Source organism: Polaribacter sp. IC066, from assembly GCF_007997085.1.
Taxonomy (GTDB): Bacteria; Bacteroidota; Bacteroidia; order Flavobacteriales; family Flavobacteriaceae; genus Polaribacter.
Genome location: NZ_VORR01000068.1, coordinates 1 through 19900 on the forward strand (window position 1 = coordinate 1; position 19900 = coordinate 19900).

General features: G+C 33.4%; 11 protein-coding genes. 6 read left to right on the top strand and 5 right to left on the bottom strand.

Translation table 11 applies throughout. The features are described 5' to 3' along the window. Positions 1-74 precede the first annotated feature (74 nt). Genes ES044_RS16565 through ES044_RS16585 form a run of 5 tightly spaced genes read right to left on the bottom strand, consistent with a single transcriptional unit; the run spans position 75 to position 10565 of the window. Positions 75-2951 carry an alpha-amylase family glycosyl hydrolase gene (locus tag ES044_RS16565; protein ID WP_147120378.1) on the bottom strand — a complete coding sequence of 959 codons (2877 nt, stop codon included), beginning with the start codon at positions 2949-2951 and terminating at the stop codon, positions 75-77. A 59-nt stretch (positions 2952-3010) separates the two neighbouring features. After that, positions 3011-4843 (bottom strand): SusE domain-containing protein, encoded by a 1833-nt coding sequence (locus ES044_RS16570; protein WP_147120377.1) that lies wholly within the window; start codon positions 4841-4843, stop codon positions 3011-3013. Between the two features lie 28 nt (positions 4844-4871). Further along, entirely contained in the window at positions 4872-6011 is a 1140-nt protein-coding gene (locus ES044_RS16575; RefSeq protein WP_223269251.1) for a SusE domain-containing protein, read from the bottom strand. Between the two features lie 19 nt (positions 6012-6030). Beyond that, complete coding sequence (locus tag ES044_RS16580) at positions 6031-7641, bottom strand: RagB/SusD family nutrient uptake outer membrane protein (protein ID WP_147120375.1); 1611 nt, start codon at positions 7639-7641, stop codon at positions 6031-6033. 17 nt (positions 7642-7658) lie between these two features. Beyond that, entirely contained in the window at positions 7659-10565 is a 2907-nt protein-coding gene (locus tag ES044_RS16585; RefSeq protein WP_147120374.1) for a SusC/RagA family TonB-linked outer membrane protein, read from the bottom strand. A gap of 199 nt (positions 10566-10764) precedes the next feature. On the opposite strand from ES044_RS16585, the gene ES044_RS16590 reads away from it, so the two are divergent. The 6 genes from ES044_RS16590 (at position 10765) to ES044_RS16610 (ending at position 18599) form a co-directional block, all read left to right on the top strand. Continuing rightward, positions 10765-11787 (top strand): LacI family DNA-binding transcriptional regulator, encoded by a 1023-nt coding sequence (locus ES044_RS16590; RefSeq protein WP_147120373.1) that lies wholly within the window; start codon positions 10765-10767, stop codon positions 11785-11787. Between the two features lie 186 nt (positions 11788-11973). Further along, entirely contained in the window at positions 11974-13344 is a 1371-nt protein-coding gene (locus ES044_RS16595) for an MFS transporter (RefSeq protein WP_147120372.1), read from the top strand. Positions 13345-13351: 7 nt separating this feature from the next. Next, a complete protein-coding gene (pgmB, locus tag ES044_RS16600) occupies positions 13352-14005 on the top strand; it encodes a beta-phosphoglucomutase (protein WP_147120371.1) in 654 nt (217 codons plus the stop codon). A 233-nt stretch (positions 14006-14238) separates the two neighbouring features. Continuing rightward, entirely contained in the window at positions 14239-16545 is a 2307-nt protein-coding gene (locus ES044_RS16605; RefSeq protein WP_147120370.1) for a glycoside hydrolase family 65 protein, read from the top strand. A 140-nt stretch (positions 16546-16685) separates the two neighbouring features. Continuing rightward, positions 16686-17147 carry a cyclomaltodextrinase N-terminal domain-containing protein gene (locus ES044_RS19400; protein ID WP_317131233.1) on the top strand — a complete coding sequence of 154 codons (462 nt, stop codon included), beginning with the start codon at positions 16686-16688 and terminating at the stop codon, positions 17145-17147. Positions 17148-17183: 36 nt separating this feature from the next. After that, positions 17184-18599 carry an alpha-amylase family glycosyl hydrolase gene (locus ES044_RS16610; protein ID WP_317132309.1) on the top strand — a complete coding sequence of 472 codons (1416 nt, stop codon included), beginning with the start codon at positions 17184-17186 and terminating at the stop codon, positions 18597-18599. Positions 18600-19900 lie beyond the last annotated feature (1301 nt).

The window sequence follows — 19900 nt, forward strand, 5'->3', positions numbered from 1 at the left end:
GCACAATATTTTGCTAGAATTAGAGGATATATTACAACGCTCAAAAAAAATAAACAAAAAGTACTAGAAAATATTCAGCTTGCTTTTAGCAAAAATCCGTTCCTACCGGAAATGGCTGAATAGTTACTGTTTTTTATTATGTTTTTAGTAAACTCTTTTACCTGCTTCCCTGTTACATCGTAAACACTAACCGCTAACACATCTTTTGATAAAGAAAAAGCAGATGAGGTAGGGTTTGGATATACTTTTAAAATATCTCTAATCAAAGCAACAGCATCTGTAGAAAGCGTTGCAGACTGATTTCCGAATATTTTAAATTCTCCAGGCTGCAAGGTTATAGTGTTAGCAGAATAGGTTGTACTATTGCTTGCATCCATTAAATCTACCCAAGCACCCTCAATAGGGAAATTGGTATTTACAGTTTGTGCAACCACATCAAAGTTTGCTAAAACAATTACATTTCTTAATTCAGTTTCTGGAATGCTTGTGTTAAAAATATCAATTCTTGGTGTTAAAGAACCAGATGATATGTTGTAATCACCTTCAAAAACAGCTTCATTTATTTTTAAAGCATTAATTCTAGACCAATCATTATAAATCTTTTTTCTGTTTGCAGTTGTTAACCAATTATTCGCCCACTGTGGTTGCGCTTTTGTATCTAACTTACAGCCATCATTGTCATAACTGCCATCAGAGGCACAAGTAAAAATGGAGGTATCCATTCCTAAATCTCCAAAATGCCAAATCATTTTTGGTCCAGGAATTGTTAAGGTTACGGCACCTAAAGCAGACATTCTAGACAATGCGGTGTTTAAATCTCTCACATTATGCGAAGCCCTTGAGTTGTTACCAAAAGCGATGTTTTTGTACATTAAGCGCTCTTCATCATGACTTTCTGCATAGCCCATTAATCTTGGTTTTGCAAAACCTCTACTCTTATGCCCCATTCTGTTAAAGTTTTTATTTCCAGAATTTGCCATGGTAAGCTCGTTATATTCATCGGTCATTTTACCCCACATCATAATGCCTTTGCCTTCATTTTCTCTATGATTAGCCCATTGCTGCTCTTCGTTATCGCTTCCTAAATGTTCGAAAATCACATAATGATCCGTATCTAAAGACCAAGAATAATCTGCGTATTGTTTTAAAAGATCAACTCTATCTTGCTGATAGCTATTTGTACAACCCTCATCGCCACCAGAACAATTTTGAGTAAATCCTTTCGTTAAATCCCATCTAAAACCATCTATTTTAAAATCTTCAATCCAATGTTTTAGTACTCTTCTTGTATACTCTTGCGTTAAAGAATTTTGATGGTTTAAATCTTCACCTACATTGTAAGAATGTCTTGCAGAAATGTTAAAATAAGGACTATCATTACTTATTATTGGTGCAGAACTGTTATTGCTATCACCACCCCAACCATCATTATCAGGATCATTCATCCACATTCTAACGAGCGGATTTCTGCCAAAAGCGTGATTTAAAACAACGTCTAAAATTACAGCAATCCCATTTTGATGACAGGTATCTATAAATTCTTTTAACTTATCTTCTGTGCCATAAAACTTATCTAAAGCCATATGAAATGACGTGTTGTAGCCCCAGCTTTCATTGCCTTCAAACTCCATAACTGGCATTAAATGAATTGCATTGATGTTTAAGTTTTTAAAATAATCAATCTTATCAATTAAATCCTGATAGTTTCTATTGGCATCAAAATCTCTAATTAAAACTTCATACACTATTAAATCTTCTTTTTTAGGTTTCTCGAAGTTCGTAACCATCCAGTTATAAGTAGTTTGTCCTGTTTGTAAAACAGTAACCTCTCTTTCTTGCCCTTCTGGATAGGTTGGCATATTTGGATACGTAGTTTCAGGAATGCCAGGGTCATCAAAAGGAGATAAAACCAAGGTAGAAAAGGGATCTGCCGTTTTTACCAAATTAGGTGAGTTGGTTGCTGGCGATTGATCAAAAACCCAATATTGATACGTTTCTATTTTGTTTGCTGTTAAAGAAGAAATTTCTAACCAAAATTTATCAGAACTCGGATCTTTTTTCATGGTATGCGCTTCGGTAGGCATATAGTTATTAAAACTACCTGCTACTTGCACAAAATCTTTACCAGGAGCAGCTAAAACTAAAACTGCTTTTGTAAAATCGTTTGCTATATAATTGATACCATCTTGCATTTCAGCAGGCATTGTTTCGGTTACAACGGTTGGTACAACAATTACATTAAATTTAGCTTCGTTGGTTTCTGTAACACCATTAGGGGGTGTTCCCACGATTCTAACTTCGCCACTTTCTGTAATATTTGTAATGGTTGCTACACAAGCAGGCGTTCCGCAAGTGCTTGTTGCAATAGAAGTATTATTATAAAAAACTTCAATTGTACCTCTAATTGTTGTACTTCCTTGATAATCTATTACAGCTCTTACTGTTAAATTATCGCCAGAATTTACCACCACTAAATTGCTAGTTGGTTGCGTTAATTTTACTTGAACAGCGCCAATAGGAAAAATAAAATCACCACAAGCACCATTTTGATTTAATTTTAATTCTTGAGTTCCATCGGCATTTCTAAACACCATACCAATCCTGGCGGCCGTATTAATTTGAGCGGCTGTTAAATCGAAATAAGTTTGAGGTGTAATTGTAATGCTGTAAGTGCCATTAGCATTTAGCGTCATTTCACCAACACCATCATCTAAACCCCAGTTTCCAATAACATTAAATCCAAAGGCGTTTGATTTATCTCCAATACCAGCATGCATATATACTTTTGCAGGATTAGATAAGCCATTACAGCTATTTTGTGCTGTATTAATAGCTACCGTAATTGTAACGGGTTCATCAACTTCTATCGCGTTCACGTTAAAAGAAACTTGAGCGCTAATTTCTACCGATGCTATTATGAATAGCATCAAAATAAGTAATTTTTTTTTCATGTACTTTAAGGATATTAAAAGGCTATGTTTTCAAAACATAGCCTTTTGATTTGTATAATTTAATTGATAGTAATTGTTTTGTTAGCTGAATCTATTGTTAAGGTATAAGTTCCTGAAGTACCAATAAACTTCATATTATTATCACCGTCTAAAGCGTCTTCAAAATTAGCATCTATTGCATAGCCTTCGTTTACAAAATAAGGAAAGTTATAACCTGGAGAAGCCCATTCTAAAGTTCTATCAGTAAAAAATCTAAAAGCGTCATTTGCAAAAGTTACTTGACCAGAATAGATTCCTGCTCCGGTGCAAGGCAATGCAACAGGAGAACCCCAACCCCAACCGGCATCAGGAACACCAGCGCCAACTAACCAAAGTTGGTCAAGTTCACATTGAGATTGTTCGGGACCTAGTGTAATTGTTTTATTTACATCATCAATACTTAAAAAATAAATGCCAGGAGTACCGTTAAATTTAAAGTTATTATCGCCATCTAAAGCATCTTCAAAATTAGCATCGATGGTATACCCTGCATCTGCATAATATGGGTAATTAAAACTAGGTGAACCCCATTCTAATGATCTGTCAGAGAAAAACCGAAAAGCATCATTTGTTAAGTTGATATTTCCTTGATAAACGCCTGTTCCTGTACATGCAATTTCTACGGGAGAACTCCATCCCCAGCCAGCATCTACAGCACCACCACCAACAACCCAAAGTTGGTCGAAGTTACAATTTGGTCCTACAATTGCAGGGCTTAAAGTAATGGTTTCATTTTGAGTATCAATTTCCATAAAAAAGGCACCCGCAGCTCCTATAAACTGAAAGTTAAAATCGCCATCATTTGCATTTACAAAGTTGCTATCAATGGTGTAGCCTCTTTCTTCATAATAGGTAAAGTTATAACTAGGAGAACCCCATGTTAAAGTTTTATCTGTAAAAAGTCTAAAGTTTCCACCGTTATCTGGCGATAAATTAATATTACCAGAATATATTTTGCCTTGTAAGACTAACTCAACAGGAGAATCCCATCCCCAACCTGCATCAACAGCACCAGCACCAACAACAAAAAGAGTAGGAGGTAAGGCAACATCATATGGAGTAATAGAAAGTGTAATACCTTCTGATGATCTAAATAAATCTCCGGCCGCAGTTTTTGCAATCGCTTTAATTCTAAAATCGAAATTAATTGCTGTTCCGGCAACACCTCCGTTTTCTAAAACAAACGTATTTAGTTCGCCATGCGATAAGGATATTGAATTTTCTGCTGTTTCTCCTAAAGAAAATACATCTACAAAATTTGTACCTGCTTCTGAAACTTCTAATTGATAGGTAACATCAACCGTTGAGGTCGTTGTAATTTCTGGATCTTCCCAGGTTACAGTTGCAATCACTAATTCTGGATCTACGTCAGAAAGTACAAAGGATTCACCAGAATCAGGACCTGTAATAACGGGCACTTGCACTGCAAATTTAGATACCTGAAATAATACTACATTAGAAAGTGCAGCACCTGCAGATACTCGCATATAAACGGCAGTTTCTGTAAATGACTTTACACCTGCATTGTCTAAAGTTTGATTAAATTCTGATACCGTCATCGAAAAATTGTTCTTCTCTGTAGACCCCAATGGAATAGCAGTTGTAAATTCTGCATCTGTAGCCATTTCTACACTGTACGTTGCAGGAGCATTAATTTCATCTACCCAGTTAATGGTAAAAGCGGGATTATTTGGTACTTCAAAATTTAAAAATATAGTGCTAATACCAGGCGTATTTAAAACAAATTCAGGTTCTGGACTTGTTATGGTTAAGCTCTCTTCGGCATCACAAGCACCTAATAATAAGGTAAGTGATAAAAGTAAGTAGCTTAATTTTTTAAAATAAATTTTCATTTTTTATCTTTTTAAAATTAAATTGATATTATAAGTTTAATGGAATTAAAATATACTGCCCCGTTAAATCATTAAACCACACATCGTAGTCATCTTCAACAATTACAGGAATTGCATCACCACCTTCAGTTGCTACTCCAGAAAAGGAAGAAGAACTTCCCCAATTTGCACCAGCATCTGTTACAAATTTTATGTCTCCAGGAATTAACCTTATATTTTTAGCAAACCATAAATGACCATCAAAAGCCAAAGGATTCATGGTTATATTTGCAGTACTAGAACCTTGAATTGTAAGGGAATTAGGACTTATAGTACCCGTTTCATCAAAAGGAACTAACGTATATTTATTGGTTGCAAAATTGATCATAAACGAATAATAACCAGTAGTAGTAACACCAAACCTCCCTGGGTCACCAGACTGCGTTCCTGGATTTCCGGCTACATCTCCACTTTGGCTAGGATCATCACTACCCTCATCTCTTGATTCCCCCCATTGTGGTTGCCACATTCCTGTAGATTCTAAAATTTTAAATCTTCCTTCGTCATAGGCACCAGAATCATTTGTAATTAAGCCTGTGTAATAATAAACGTTTTCATCAGAACCATCTCTAAATAAAGGAGGGTTTTGGTTTACACTGTTATTATCCCAACCAGGTGCTACGCCATTTCCTACTAAAAAGTAATCATCAAAAACATAATTAAAGTAAGGATATACATTAAACATTAATGTATTTGAAGCTGCTTCAACTTTACTTTTAGTCCCTAAAGAAGAAACTACTCTAGCATAAAGAGTTTCCCATTGAAAAGGATTTAAACCAGCATTACCAGCCGCCGCATTTAGTTCACTTACCGATAATGTAATCGTGGTTCTGCCTGTTACAGTTGCTGCAACCACAGGTTCTGTGAATGCATCATCTTTAGAAAATTGAACTGCATAATTTATAGATGTTTGTTGTGCATAATCTGCTTCGCCCCAATTTAAAGTAATTGCAGGGTTATTTGTATTGACTGCATCTAATTCTAAATCTGTAAAACCTACTGCTGCTAAAGTTGTTGCAGTAGGTGTTTCTATGGTAAATAATTCAGAACTGTCATCACAAGAATTGAACAGAAGTATGAATATCCCAATGAATGCAATTGCTGAAAATCTATTTATATTTTTCATCATTTGTAATTTATTTTTTAAATTAATAACCTTCATTTTGAGTTAAATTTGGATTAGAAGCTAAACTTGCTGCCGGAATTGGATATAACTTTAGGTTGCTTGATAACGCAATTCCGTTTGTTCCGTTTCCTTTCCAAGCCCAGTTATAAGAACCGCCTGTGAACCTGCCAAAACGTATTAAGTCTTGTCTTCTATGGGCTTCCCAATGTAATTCTCTTGCTCTTTCATCGATAATAAAATCTAAAGTAACGTCTGCAATAGATAAGTTGTTCTGCGGATTATTTGCTCTAGTTCTTAACGCGTTTATATAAGAAGTAAGATCTGCAGGATTTGCACCAGAACCACCTCTTAAATGTGCTTCTGCATACATTAAATACACATCTGCTAATCTAAATAACGGAAAATCGGTATCTACCAAAGTAAGATCTACACCGAAGCCTCCTGTAGATGTTGCATTCGAATATTTTTCTAAAATATAACCTTGGTCTTGATTAGAAATGTCTGTTATTTCTCTACTTCTGCCAGCAGAAATAATTGTATTTCTTGTATCATTATTAAAAATACTAGCGTCAAAAAGTTGTACAAACTCTTTTCTTAAACGCAAAGCGCCTCCCCAGCCACCTGCACTAACTCCTAACGCAGCACCGTTGGTTTCTATACTACCTACAGAACCATTAATCATAACGGTTGTTGGTCCAAAATTCTTGGTATAAAATCCGTCTGAAATTATTGGAAAGATAATTTCATTCACAGCAGAATTTACATTGTTGTCTGCCATAAAGTTGTGTTTATAATCGGTTGCTAAAGAGTAACCGCCTGCAATAATTTTCTTTGTGTACTCTAAACACTCTGTATATTTCGGTTGCCCAATATAGACTTCTGCATTTAAATAAATTTTTGATAAAATCATCCAAGCAACACCTTTACTTGCTCTGCCATGTTCTACAGACATTGGGTCTGCTAAATTAGCTTCAATTGCAATTAATTCGCTCTCAATAAAATCAAACAATTGTTGTCTGTTATACGCTAAAGGTTGCGCATTAATAGCATCATTTTCTGTAGAAAAGTTTGCTTGTCCAAACAAATCCATCATATAATAATAAGACATTGCTCTTAACAATCTTGCTTCTGCTCTATATTTTACGATTTCTGTTTTCGTAGCATCAGAAACATTTCTTTCTGCTAATTTTACATCCGTAGTTTCTCTTAAAAAGTTGTTTGCAAAAGCAATTGTCACATGCGTTCTACCAAACATTCCGTAAATAACAGGATCATCTGCATTCCATATATTACGTTGTATTTCACGAGTTCCGGGGTCATTTTCATAAGACCAAATCATTTGATCTGCAGACAAGGTTTGCAAATACAATAAAACTCTACCAAACTGACTTGTTCCAGCATCTAAACCATCAATATTAGAAGATCCTTCGCCATCTACACCTGTTAAAGATAAGTTTGCATAAACACCCGCTAATAGTTCTTTGTATGCAGTTTCTTTTGCAAAAAAATCTACACCTAATAAGTCTTGATCATCTTGTGGTGTGATGTCTAAATCTTTTGTACAAGAAGATAGCGCAACAACCATGACCAATAATAGGACTGCTATTTTATTTATTTTAAATATTTTTTTCATTATAATTTCTTTAGTTATTAAAATTTAATGTTTGCGCCAATCAAGAGTGTTCTTGGTCTTGGGTAATTTGTATTATCGATACCATTACCCGCTAATTCTGGATCTAAACCAGAATAGTTTGTAAGTGTAAACACATTTTGCATACCGGCCCATAAACGAATACTGTTCGATGCAAATTTTTTAATAGGTCTATCAAAAGTATATCCTACTGTTACATTATCCATTCTTAAAAATGAAGCATTTTCAAGGTAAATATCAGAAATTATAACATCTGAAGTACTATTAAAATTAGTGTTTAATACCGATGTTGGTAAATTTCCTAAAACGGCGTTGTCTTGTAATAAGTCATATTGTGCCAAACTAGAATTTACGTTATTGTATACGTAGTTTCCTAAACTAGCTCTTAAGTTAAAAGCTAAATCAAAGTTCTTGTAATTAAAGCTTGATTGAAAACCAAAGGTTACGTTAGCTTGAGGATCTTCTTTTAAATACCTATCTTGTTGATTTAAAATTCCGTCTCCATTTAAATCTACATAAGCACCTTCAATTGGGGCACCTGTTGTATCGTATAATTGTTTAAAGACATAAAACGAATTTGGTGCAAAACCTTCTCTAAAAAGTTGAATAAAGTTTCCTGTACCTCCAGCAATACCACCTACTGTAATATCTTGGTTTAGTGCTAATTCTTTAATTTCTCTATCTAAATAGGTTGCATTAAAATTAAAATTCCAGTTAAAGTCTTCTGTTTTAATAACATCTGCGTTTATAGAAAACTCAAGACCATTTACTTGTAAATCTCCAATGTTTTGTAAAACTCTGTTTGTAAAGTTAGAACCGTCTGCTACAGGAGCGTCTGATATTAAGTTTGTAGAATTTTTTTGAAAAGCATTTATAGACCCTGTCAATTTATTATCAAACAAGCCGTAATCAATTCCTATTTCTACTGTTGCTGCATTTTCCCATCTTAAACTACTTCTTTCAGAAGGGATGGTTGATTGTATGGGCACTCCTCCAAAAATATAATTTGAACCTTGGTTTCCAAAACGGTATCTATCTAAATATAAATCTCCAGCAATTCCTTCTTGTTGTCCATTTAAACCATAACTAGCACGTAATTTTAATTCAGAAATTACGTTGCTGTCTTTTAAAAAGTCTTCATCGCTCACTCTCCAAGCTAACGATGCGCCACCAAAGTTACCCCACCTATTATTTGGACCAAATCGTGATGTTCCGTCTCTTCTATAGTTTAAGGTTAATAAATACTTTTCATTATAGGTTAAATTAACTCTACCAATAAAACCGATTAAAACCACAGGAGTATTTGCATAAGAAGTAAAACCAGTATCATTTGGGTTTCTTAAATTACCTGTACTATTTCCTGAACCATCAAAGGATTGGTAGTTGTAGCCAACCATTGCATCTGTTTTAAATTTATCAAATGTATTGGTGTAGTTTAAATAAGCATCTAAATTTTCGTTATTGTATTCGTTTAGAAAGCTACCCTCGCCGCCTACAAATAAATCATTATAGCTTGCAGGGCTTGTTAGTGGATTAAAAAAGGTGCCTTTTTCTTTAGATTTATCAAAACCGACAGAAACAGTAGCAGTTACCTCTGGTAAGAAATGCAATTTATAATCTATTTTTAAATTACCAAATTGTCTAAATGTGTTTGCATTATTATTTGTTTGTAATAAAGCAGCAACTGGGTTTCTAGTGCCATTATCAACCAAAATACCATCGGCGGTGTTGGTTAAATGTTGGTAAAACCCTCCAAAAGGAGAAGTTGCATCGTACACAGGCTGTGTAGGATCGTAGCGCAAAGCAGCGTTTACTTGCCCAGCATCGGCAGATCTACTATTTATAAAAGCTCTGTTATAATTTAAGCCTATTTTTAAATGATCATCAAAAAATGATGGATTCATCGATAACGAGACATTTGCTCTATCAAATTGCGAGGTTAAAATGTTGCCTTCAATTTCAGAAAAATTTACAGAAAGTCTGGTCGGAATTACTCCAAAAATTTGACCTCTAGCACTTATATTATGTTGTGTAGAAACCGATTTTTGAAAAACTTCATTTTGCCAATTCGTATTTGCATTTCCTAACATTCCAACATCTCCAGGTCTTTGTGCTGCAATTAAATTTCTAAAACCATCACCATCAAATACATTAATTCGGTCTCTAATTTCTCCAAAACCAATTTGATAATCGTAATCTAAATTATATTCACTTCTACCTTTTTTAGTAGAAATAATAATAACCCCATTTGCACCTCTAGAACCATAAATAGCGGTTGCAGAAGCATCTTTTAATATAGAAAAAGACTCAATATCATTAGGGTTGATACTTGATAAGTTAATGCCAGATAATGGTAAACCATCGATAACGATTAAAGGATCGTTTGATGCGTTTAGCGAAGATCCGCCACGAATTCTAATTTGAGAACCAGAACCAGGAGCACCACTTGTTGTAATGTTTACCCCAGCAACACGACCGCTTAATAAGTTTTCTGGAGTTACAATATTACCCTTTGTAAAATCTTTTGCAGTAATAGCTTCTACAGAACCTGTAGCATCTTTTACCGTTGTAGTACCATAACCAACTACCACAATTTCTTGCAATTGTTCTGCAGATTCTTTTAGTTCAACAGTTAAGTTAAAGTTGTTCGTGATTAAGACTTCTTTGTCTGCATACCCTAGGTATCTAAAAACTAGTGTATCGCCTGTTTTTACTTTTTCAAATATAAAATTTCCATCAAAATCTGTTTGAGTACCTTTCGTAGTACCCTTAATAACAATGCTCACTCCAGGCAAAAACTGCCCCGATGATTTTTCTTTTACAACCCCCTTTACTGTCTGCTGCGCAAACATTGTAAATGACGAGGACAAAAGAATTCCAATTAATAATAATTTAAATTTTTTCATGTATAATTTGTTAAATAATAACTGTAAATTTGATTTTGATTTTACAATAAGTTTACATTCCACCTAGTAAAGATAGAAACTAATCATTCAATTGTCACATGACAAAAGTCACGAAATCGGTTTCGTGTTAACAACTTTGTTTGTTTAAAAATCAATTATTTAGTTAAATAGTACTCTTAAATTTGTTATTCCGTAAAAAATGAAGCAAAAAATTACCATTAAAACAATAGCGAAAGAATTAGGAGTTTCTACCTCTACGGTTTCAAAAGCGCTGAAAGACAGCCATGAAATTAGTACCGAAACGAAAAAGAAAATACAAGCGTATGCCGATTTTTACAATTATAAGCCGAACAATTTAGCATTACAACTTCGCAATCAAAAAACAAAAGTAATCGGTGTTATTTTACCTAAAATAGTACATCATTTCTTCTCTACGGTAATTATGGGTATCGAAGAGGGTGCAAATGAAAAAGGGTACAATATTATGGTCTGTTTCTCGAATGAATCTTACAAAAAGGAAGTAGAAACTTTAAAGGTTTTATCCAACGGTAGTGTAGACGGTTTAATTGTTTCTATCGCTAATGAAACGCTTAAGAATAAAGACTTTAAGCATTTTACAGATTTAGTTGCAGAAGAAATTCCGTTGGTTTTATTTGATAGAGTTGTCGATGAAATTTTATGTGATAAAGTAGTTGTAGATGATGTTGGCGCGGGTTACAAGGCTACGCGACATTTGCTAGAGAATGGAAGAAAAAAAATAGCTTTAATTACCACACCAAACCACGTAAGTGTAGGTGCTTTAAGAAGACAAGGGTATGAGAAAGCGTTGATTGAATCCTATATTAAAACGGATGAAAAACTAATTGTTGAAATTGATGAAAATCAAGATATTAAGAAACAGATAGAAAAAGTTTTCGAAGAAGCTATTGATGGTGTTTTTGCAGTAAACGAAATTTATGCAGCAAACTCAATGAGAATAGCCAAAGAGAAAGGTTTAAGCATCCCTGAAGAGATCTCTATTATTGGTTTTACAGACGGTTTAATTTCTGAATATTCATCACCTTCTATCACAACAATAGCACAGCACGGTTTTACAATGGGTAAGCAAGCAGTAGAGGTTTTAATAGAAAGAATTGAAAAAGATGCGGAAATTTATAGCCCTAAAAAAATCGTAATTTCAAGCGATTTAAAATTAAGAGAATCAACGAAACCGTCGTCGTAAGTTTTTTTGTATCTACTAATTTCTACGAAACCGTCGTCGTAAATTATTTAATCAATTTTTATCAATACTATAAAAATAACATACCTTTGTTCACATATTAGGATTTATCAATAAATTATATTCCACAATTTATAATTAAAGATAAGTCTAATACACTTATCGTATAGGCATTAATAATATTTGATAATGGAAAAGCGTACGTTAAGCTTCTGGCAAATTTGGAACATGAGTTTCGGATTTCTAGGGATACAATTTGGATTCGCCCTTCAAGGTGGATTTATGTCAAGAATTTTTCAAACTTTAGGAGCAGGTAAGGAAGAAATTCCGTTACTGTGGATTGCAGCACCATTAACCGGTTTGCTTGTACAACCTATAATTGGTTATATGAGCGATCGAACTTGGAGTGTAAAATGGGGTAGAAGAAGACCTTACTTTTTAGTAGGCGCTATCTTAAGTTCAATTGCCTTATTTTTTGTGCCGCATTCACCCGCTTTATGGGTAGCCGCTGGTTTTCTTTGGATTTTAGATGCGTCTATTAATATTTCTATGGAGCCGTTTAGGGCTTTAGTTGCAGATAAATTACCACAATCTCAAAGATCTTATGGTTTTGTTGTTCAAACCTTAATTATAGGTATCGGAACATGGATTGCTAGTAATTTGCCTTGGATGGTTTCTCAATTAGGGGTTAGTAATGAAGCTGCGTCTGGTGTAGTGCCAATGTCTGTAAAAGTTGCTTTTGCAATTGGCGCTATTGTGTTTCTATTGAGTATTCTTTACACGGTCTTTAAAACAGAAGAATATCCACCAGAAGACATGGAAGAGTTTGAACTTGAAAAGGCTAAAAAGAATAACTTTATTCCAGATATTTTAAATAATATTGGAAGTATGCCAATGACCATGAAAAAATTGGGTGTAATTCAGTTTTTTTCATGGTTTGCATTTTTTACCATGTGGTCTATGGCAAACCCCGCTTTAACAGAGCATATTTTTCATACACCAGCTCCGGTAGAAGCAGCCTTTAATATGGCAGATTCTGCACAAGCAGAAGCATTTAATGTAGCGAATACAAAGTTTCAAGAATCTTCTAATTCAGTGGGGTCTGCTATGGGGATTTATGGTTTGTCATCAATGGCATTTGCCTTATTATTAACTTTTTATACTTCTAAAAGAAACATCAACAGAAAATATGTACACTTATTTTCATTGATTTTAGGGGGAATTGGTTTTTTATTAATGAGTTATGCATCCCCAGAAAATTTAAAATATTGTTTTGTATTGATTGGCTTTGCTTGGGGTAGTATTTTATCAATGCCATATGCAATGTTGTCTAGTTCTGTAGACCCGAAGAAAATGGGCGTTATTATGGGAATCTTTAATATGTTTATTGTAGTTCCGCAAATTATTGCAGCTTTAGGAGGCATCAATTATGTATCTAATTTATTAGGTGAAGAAGCAATTAATGCCATGACAGTTGCAGGAGTTAGCTTGGTTATTGCAGGTTTATGTAACTTATTAATTACCGATAAAAACGCTATTAGTTATCAAGAAGAAAATTAAAAAATAGATGAAAAAAGGATTTATATTCGATTTAGATGGAGTTATCGTAGACACTGCCAAATATCATTATTTAGCTTGGAAAAAGCTAGCACACGAATTAGGTTTCGAATTTACCAAAGAACAAAATGAACTTTTTAAAGGCGTTAGTAGAAAGCGTTGTTTAGAAATTCTTTTAGAAATGGGGAAAGTAGACGCAACACAAGAGCAATTTGATACTTGGATGATTGAAAAAAATGTAGATTATCTAAGGTATATCGAACATATGGATGCATCAGAAATCTTACCAGATGTGCCCAGAATATTAGAGTTTTTACAAGAAAATAAAGTGCCAATTGCTTTAGGTTCTGCAAGTAAAAATGCAAGACCCATTTTAGAAAAAGTAGGATTATTACATTATTTTGATGCCATTGTAGATGGTAACAATGTAACCAAAGCAAAACCAGATCCAGAAGTTTTTCTTTTAGCAGCCCAGCAATTAGATGTGAATGCAACTGATTGTGTAGTTTTTGAAGACGCTGTTGCTGGCATTAAAGCGGCAAATGCGGCAAAAATGATAAGTATTGGTATTGGAGACGAAAAAGTACTTTCTGAAGCTCACTTTAATTTTACAGATTTTACTGAAATTAGTATCGACTTTATACAAGAGTTGATTGAAGGGTAGAAGAGTCAGAGATTAGAGTCAAGAAACAAGAAACAATAGACAGGAGAAAATAAAATAGATAAATTAGGATTGTTTAAATATTTGTAATAGAGTATTATAGCGTTATTTGTCTAGGTTTTAAGCTATTTAAAATCTATTTTCTAATATCTCAAAGAAACATAATAAATAACAGAACAAGAGGAAGTCTAATAGCGAAGTGCGCTAGCATCTTTGTTCTAATATCTTACGTAAAAATGAATCAAGATTATATAAAACCAAATGAATGGTCTATCATAGAAGAAGGCTTTAATTCAGATAAAGTAAAGTCTTCAGAAAGTTTATTTAGTATTGGCAATGGTGCCATGGGACAACGTGCCAATTTTGAAGAAAATTATTCAGGCAAAACATTTCAAGGAAATTATATTGCAGGTGTCTATTATCCTGATAAAACTCGCGTTGGCTGGTGGAAAAACGGATATCCAGAGTATTTTGCAAAAGTGTTAAACGCGCCAAATTGGATCGGGATTAATGTTGTAATAAATGATGACAAACTAGATTTAAATACTTGTACAGAAGTTTCAAAGTTTAGAAGAGAACTCAATATGCAAGAAGGTTGGTTGTCTAGAAGTTTTGAAGCTGTTTTACTAAACGGAATCAAAATTAAAGTTGATACCAAACGTTTTTTAAGTTTAGCATTAGACGAAGTTGGTGCCATTAAGTATGAGGTAACACCTTTAAATGCAGATGCTAAAATTACTTATATTCCCTATATAGATGCAGGAATTACGAATGAAGATACCAATTGGGATGACCAATTTTGGGACGTTTTAAGCGTGTCTCAAAATAATCAGCAATCTTATATTGAAGCAAGAACCATGAAAACACACTTTTACACCTGTACTTTTATGGAATCTCGATTGTTTATAAATGATCATGCCATAGCTACAGCTTGTAATAATGAACAAACTTCAAGTGATTCCTCTTGCAGGTATCAACAGGATATTAAAGAAAATCAAACATTTACCATCCATAAATTTGGTGGGTATGTGGTGGATAGAAATCATAAAAAAGAGGAATTAGTTACTGCTGCAGCAGCAATTTTAGACAAAGCGGTACATCTTGGTTTTGATGCATTATTAGAAATGCAAAAACAGTCTTGGGCGCATATCTGGAGCATGTCAGATATTACCATAGAAGGCGATGTAAGGGCACAACAAGGAATTCGTTTTAATATTTTTCAATTAAATCAAACCTATCTAGGTACAGATGCTTCTTTAAATATTGGTCCAAAAGGTTTTACAGGAGAAAAATATGGCGGAAGTACGTATTGGGACACAGAAGCGTATTGTATTCCTTTTTATATGGCTACAAAAGATCAATCTGTGGCAAGAACTTTACTAGAATACAGATACAATCATTTGGATAAAGCCATTGAAAATGCTGAAAAACTTGGTTTTAAAAACGGCGCGGCATTGTACCCAATGGTTACGATGAACGGCGAAGAATGCCATAACGAGTGGGAAATTACCTTTGAAGAGATTCATAGAAATGGCGCTATTGCTTTTGCCATTTTTAACTACTATCGTTTTACAGACGATTATTCTTACATCCCCGAAAAAGGTTTAGAGGTTTTAATTGCAATTGCCCGTTTTTGGCAGCAAAGAGCTACTTTTTCATCAAATAAAGATAAATTCATGATTTTAGGCGTAACAGGTCCTAATGAATATGAGAATAATATCAACAATAATTGGTATACAAATTACATCGCAAAATGGTGTATTGAGTATGCTCTAAAAAATATTGAGCTTGTAAAAACAAACCATGTTTCTGATTACAATCGGATTAAAGAAAAAACGAATTTTTCTGATGAGGAGTTAAAAGATTGGAAAAAAGTTGCCGAACATATGTATTTTCCGTTTTCAGAAAAGCATAATATTTTCTTACAGCAAGATGGTTTTTTAGACAAAGAATTAATTTCAGTTGCAAATTTAGAGAATAGTCAAAGACCGATAAATCAAAAATGGAGTTGGGATCGTATTTTACGCTCTCCGTATATAAAACAAGCGGATACTTTGCAGGGTTTTTATCTGTTTGAAGAGCATTTTTCAATAGAAGAATTAGAACGTCATTTCGATTTTTACGAACCCTTTACAGTACATGAAAGTTCACTTTCTCCTTGTGTACATAGTATTCAAGCAGCAAAATTAAATAGAACAGAACAAGCGTACGAATTTTATTTAAGAGCGGCTCGTTTAGATTTAGACGATTACAATCATGAAGTAGAAGATGGGTTGCATATTACTTCTATGGCAGGAACTTGGATGAGTATTGTAGAAGGTTTTGGAGGTATGAGAGTGTTGAATAATACACTTTCTTTTTCGCCAAAAATTCCGAAAGGATGGACATCTTATTCATTTAAAGTTAATTTTAGAAAGCAAGTTCTGACGATTCACGTTAATCAAAAAGAAACTCATTTTGAAATTGACGGTAAAAACGAAATGAATATTTTAGTAAATAAAGAATTGATCACAGTTTTTCCTAATACATCAGTAACTGTTTAAAAAATTATGCGAATACAAACCTCAAAGGTTTTTAAAACCTTTGAGGTTTAACGAGTATAATGAGAGACCATTAATACTTTTGTATTACTGCTTGCAAACGAATACTAACCGATTTATATTCATCAAAAAAGAATCCAAAAATGAAAAAAATAGTGCTAGTTTTATTAATTACAGTTTTTATCTCTTGTACAAATGAAGACAAATCTTCCGATGGAATTAAAGTAGAAACTACAATTTCAAATTCATCTTTAGAACGCGTAGAGCCACCAAATTGGTTCATTGGTTTTCAAGATACTTCATTGCAATTGTTGGTGAAAGAAGAAAACATAGGCAATTCAAAACCTAGTATTTCTTATGCAGGTGTTGCTATCGAAAAAGTACACAAAGCAAAAAGCAAAAATTATTTATTTATCGATTTAAAGATTGATGAAACGACAAAAGCAGGGAAATTCGACATCACTTTCATAGCAAATGATGGTAGCAAAAAAACACATACCTACGAACTAAAATCAAGAGAAAAATCTGCGGATGCCTATGTAGGTTTTGATAGTGCAGACGCTATTTATTTGATAACTCCAGACCGTTTTTCAAATGGAGATTAACGTAACGACATCAAGAAAAACTTAAACGAAACTACCATTGATAGAACGGATGGTTACCAGCGTCATGGTGGAGATTTACAAGGGATTATAAATCATGTAGATTATATTTCTGATTTAGGTTTTACCGCTATTTGGCCAACGCCTGTTTTAACAAATGATATGCCCAAGGGTTCGTATCACGGGTACGCAATTACCGATTATTATCAAGTTGATCCGCGTTTTGGAACTTTAAACGATTATAAAACATTAGCAGATGATTTAGGGAAAAAAGGAATGAAATTAATCATGGATCAGGTGGCAAATCATTGCGGTTTAGAGCACTGGTGGATGAAAGATATGCCTTTTGATGATTGGGTAAATTATCAAGAAAATTTTGAAAATGACGGAGATCTAATCACTTCAAACCACAGAAGAACTACAAATCAAGATGTATACGCTTCCAAAATTGATACAAAAGGGAATAATGAAGGTTGGTTTGTATCTACAATGCCAGATTTAAATCAGAAGAATCCGTTTATGGCAAAATATATTATTCAGAATAGTATTTGGTGGATAGAGACAGTCGGTTTTAGTGGTGTTAGACAAGACACCTATCCGTATCCAGACAAACAATTTATGAGTAATTGGGCGGGTGCAATTATGAAAGAATATCCCAACTTTTCTATTGTTGGCGAGGAATGGAGTTATAATCCGTTATTAATTGGGTATTGGCAAAAAGGAGCAAATAATAGAGATGGTTACGAATCTAATTTAAAATCTACGATGGATTTTGCAATGCAGCAAAATGTAATTAGCGCTTTAAAAGAACAAGAATCTTGGGACACTGGTTTGATTAAAATTTACGAGGGTTTGGCAAATGACTTTCATTACGCTTCGCCTAAAGACCTGATGATTTTTGGAGATAATCACGATATGAGTCGAATTTACACCCAATTTGAAGGTGATTTAGCAAATACCAAAATGGCGTTATCTGTCTATTTAATGTTGCCAAGAATTCCGCAAATTTATTACGGAACAGAAATTTTAATGAACGATTTTAAGAATCCTGGAGATCATGGCGTAATTCGGACTGATTTTCCTGGCGGATGGAAAAATGACCCAATAAATGCTTTTTCGGGCAAAGGTTTAAAAGCAGATCAAATTGAAATGCAATCTTACCTAAAAAAAATATTGAATTATCGTAAGAAATCAACAGCAATTCATGACGGAAAAACAATTCATTTTGCGCCATTAAACGGAACTTATTTTTTGTTTAGAATTTTAGAAGATGAGGTTGTTGTAAATATTGTCAATAAAAATGACAAACCGATAACCATCGATTTAACCCGATACGCAGAAATTGGATTGCAAGGAAAAACCTTAAAAAATATTATTTCTGGTGAGGAATTTATTTGGGAAGATGAAATTGAATTATCAGAAAAAGGAAGTATTATTTTAACAACGAGAAAGTAGTTTCGATAACGTAAAGACCTCACAGGTTTTTAAAACCTGTGAGGTCTGAAAACATAAATTATGAAAAACTAAAAAATCTTTTTTTTACTACTTTTTATCCCGATTTCTTCATTTGCTCAAAACTCAAAGAGGATTTTTAAAAGTGCGAAGCTTGAAAAAGGAAGTATTATTTTAACGACTAAAAGATAATTGTATCGAAGTAGCAATCTAAAAAGTTTAAAATTATTAAGAATTGTCAGTTCGAGTGTCACGCTTTTTTTGTGTGATGTATCGAGAACCTTTAAAAGTTACCTATGAAAACCTATAAAATATTTTTTTTACTACTTTTTATTTCGGTTTCTTCATTTGCTCAAAATTCAAATAGAATTTTTAAAAGTGCGACACTTGGAAAAGGAAGTATTATTTTAACGACTAAAGGATCATTGTATCGAAGTAGCAATCTAAAAAGTTTAAAATTATTAAGAATTGTCAGTTCGAGTGGCACGCTTTTTTTGCGTGATGTATCGAGAACATTTAAAATTCACCTATGAAAACCTATAAAATCTTTTTTTCACTACTTTTTATCTCGGTTTCTTCATTTGCTCAAAATTCAAATAGAATTTTTAAAAGTGCGACACTTGGAAAAGGAAGTACTATTTTAACGACTAAAAGATAATTGTATCGAAGTAGCAATCTAAAAAGTTTAAAATTATTAAGAATTGTCAGTTTGAGTGGCACGCTTTTTTTGCGTGATGTATCGAGAACATTTAAAATTCACCTATGAAAACCTATAAAATCTTTTTTTCACTACTTTTTATTTCGGTTTCTTCATTTGCTCAAAACTCAAAGAGAATTTTTAAAAGTGCGAAGCTTGAAAAAGGAAGTATTATTTTAACGACTAAAAGATAATTGTATCGAAGTAGCAATCTAAAAAGTTTAAAATTATTAAGAATTGTCAGTTTGAGTGGCACGCTTTTTTTGCGTGATGTATCGAGAACATTTAAAATTCACCTATGAAAACCTATAAAATCTTTTTTTCACTACTTTTTATCTCGATTTCTTCATTTGCTCAAAACTCAAATAGAATTTTTAAAAGTGCGAAGCTTGAAAAAGGAAGTATTATTTTAACGACTAAAAGATAATTGTATCGAAGTAGCAATCTAAAAAGTTTAAAATTATTAAGAATTGTCAGTTTGAGTGGCACGCTTTTTTTGCGTGATGTATCGAGAACATTTAAAATTCACCTATGAAAACCTATAAAATCTTTTTTTCACTACTTTTTATCTCGATTTCTTCATTTGCTCAAAACTCAAATAGAATTT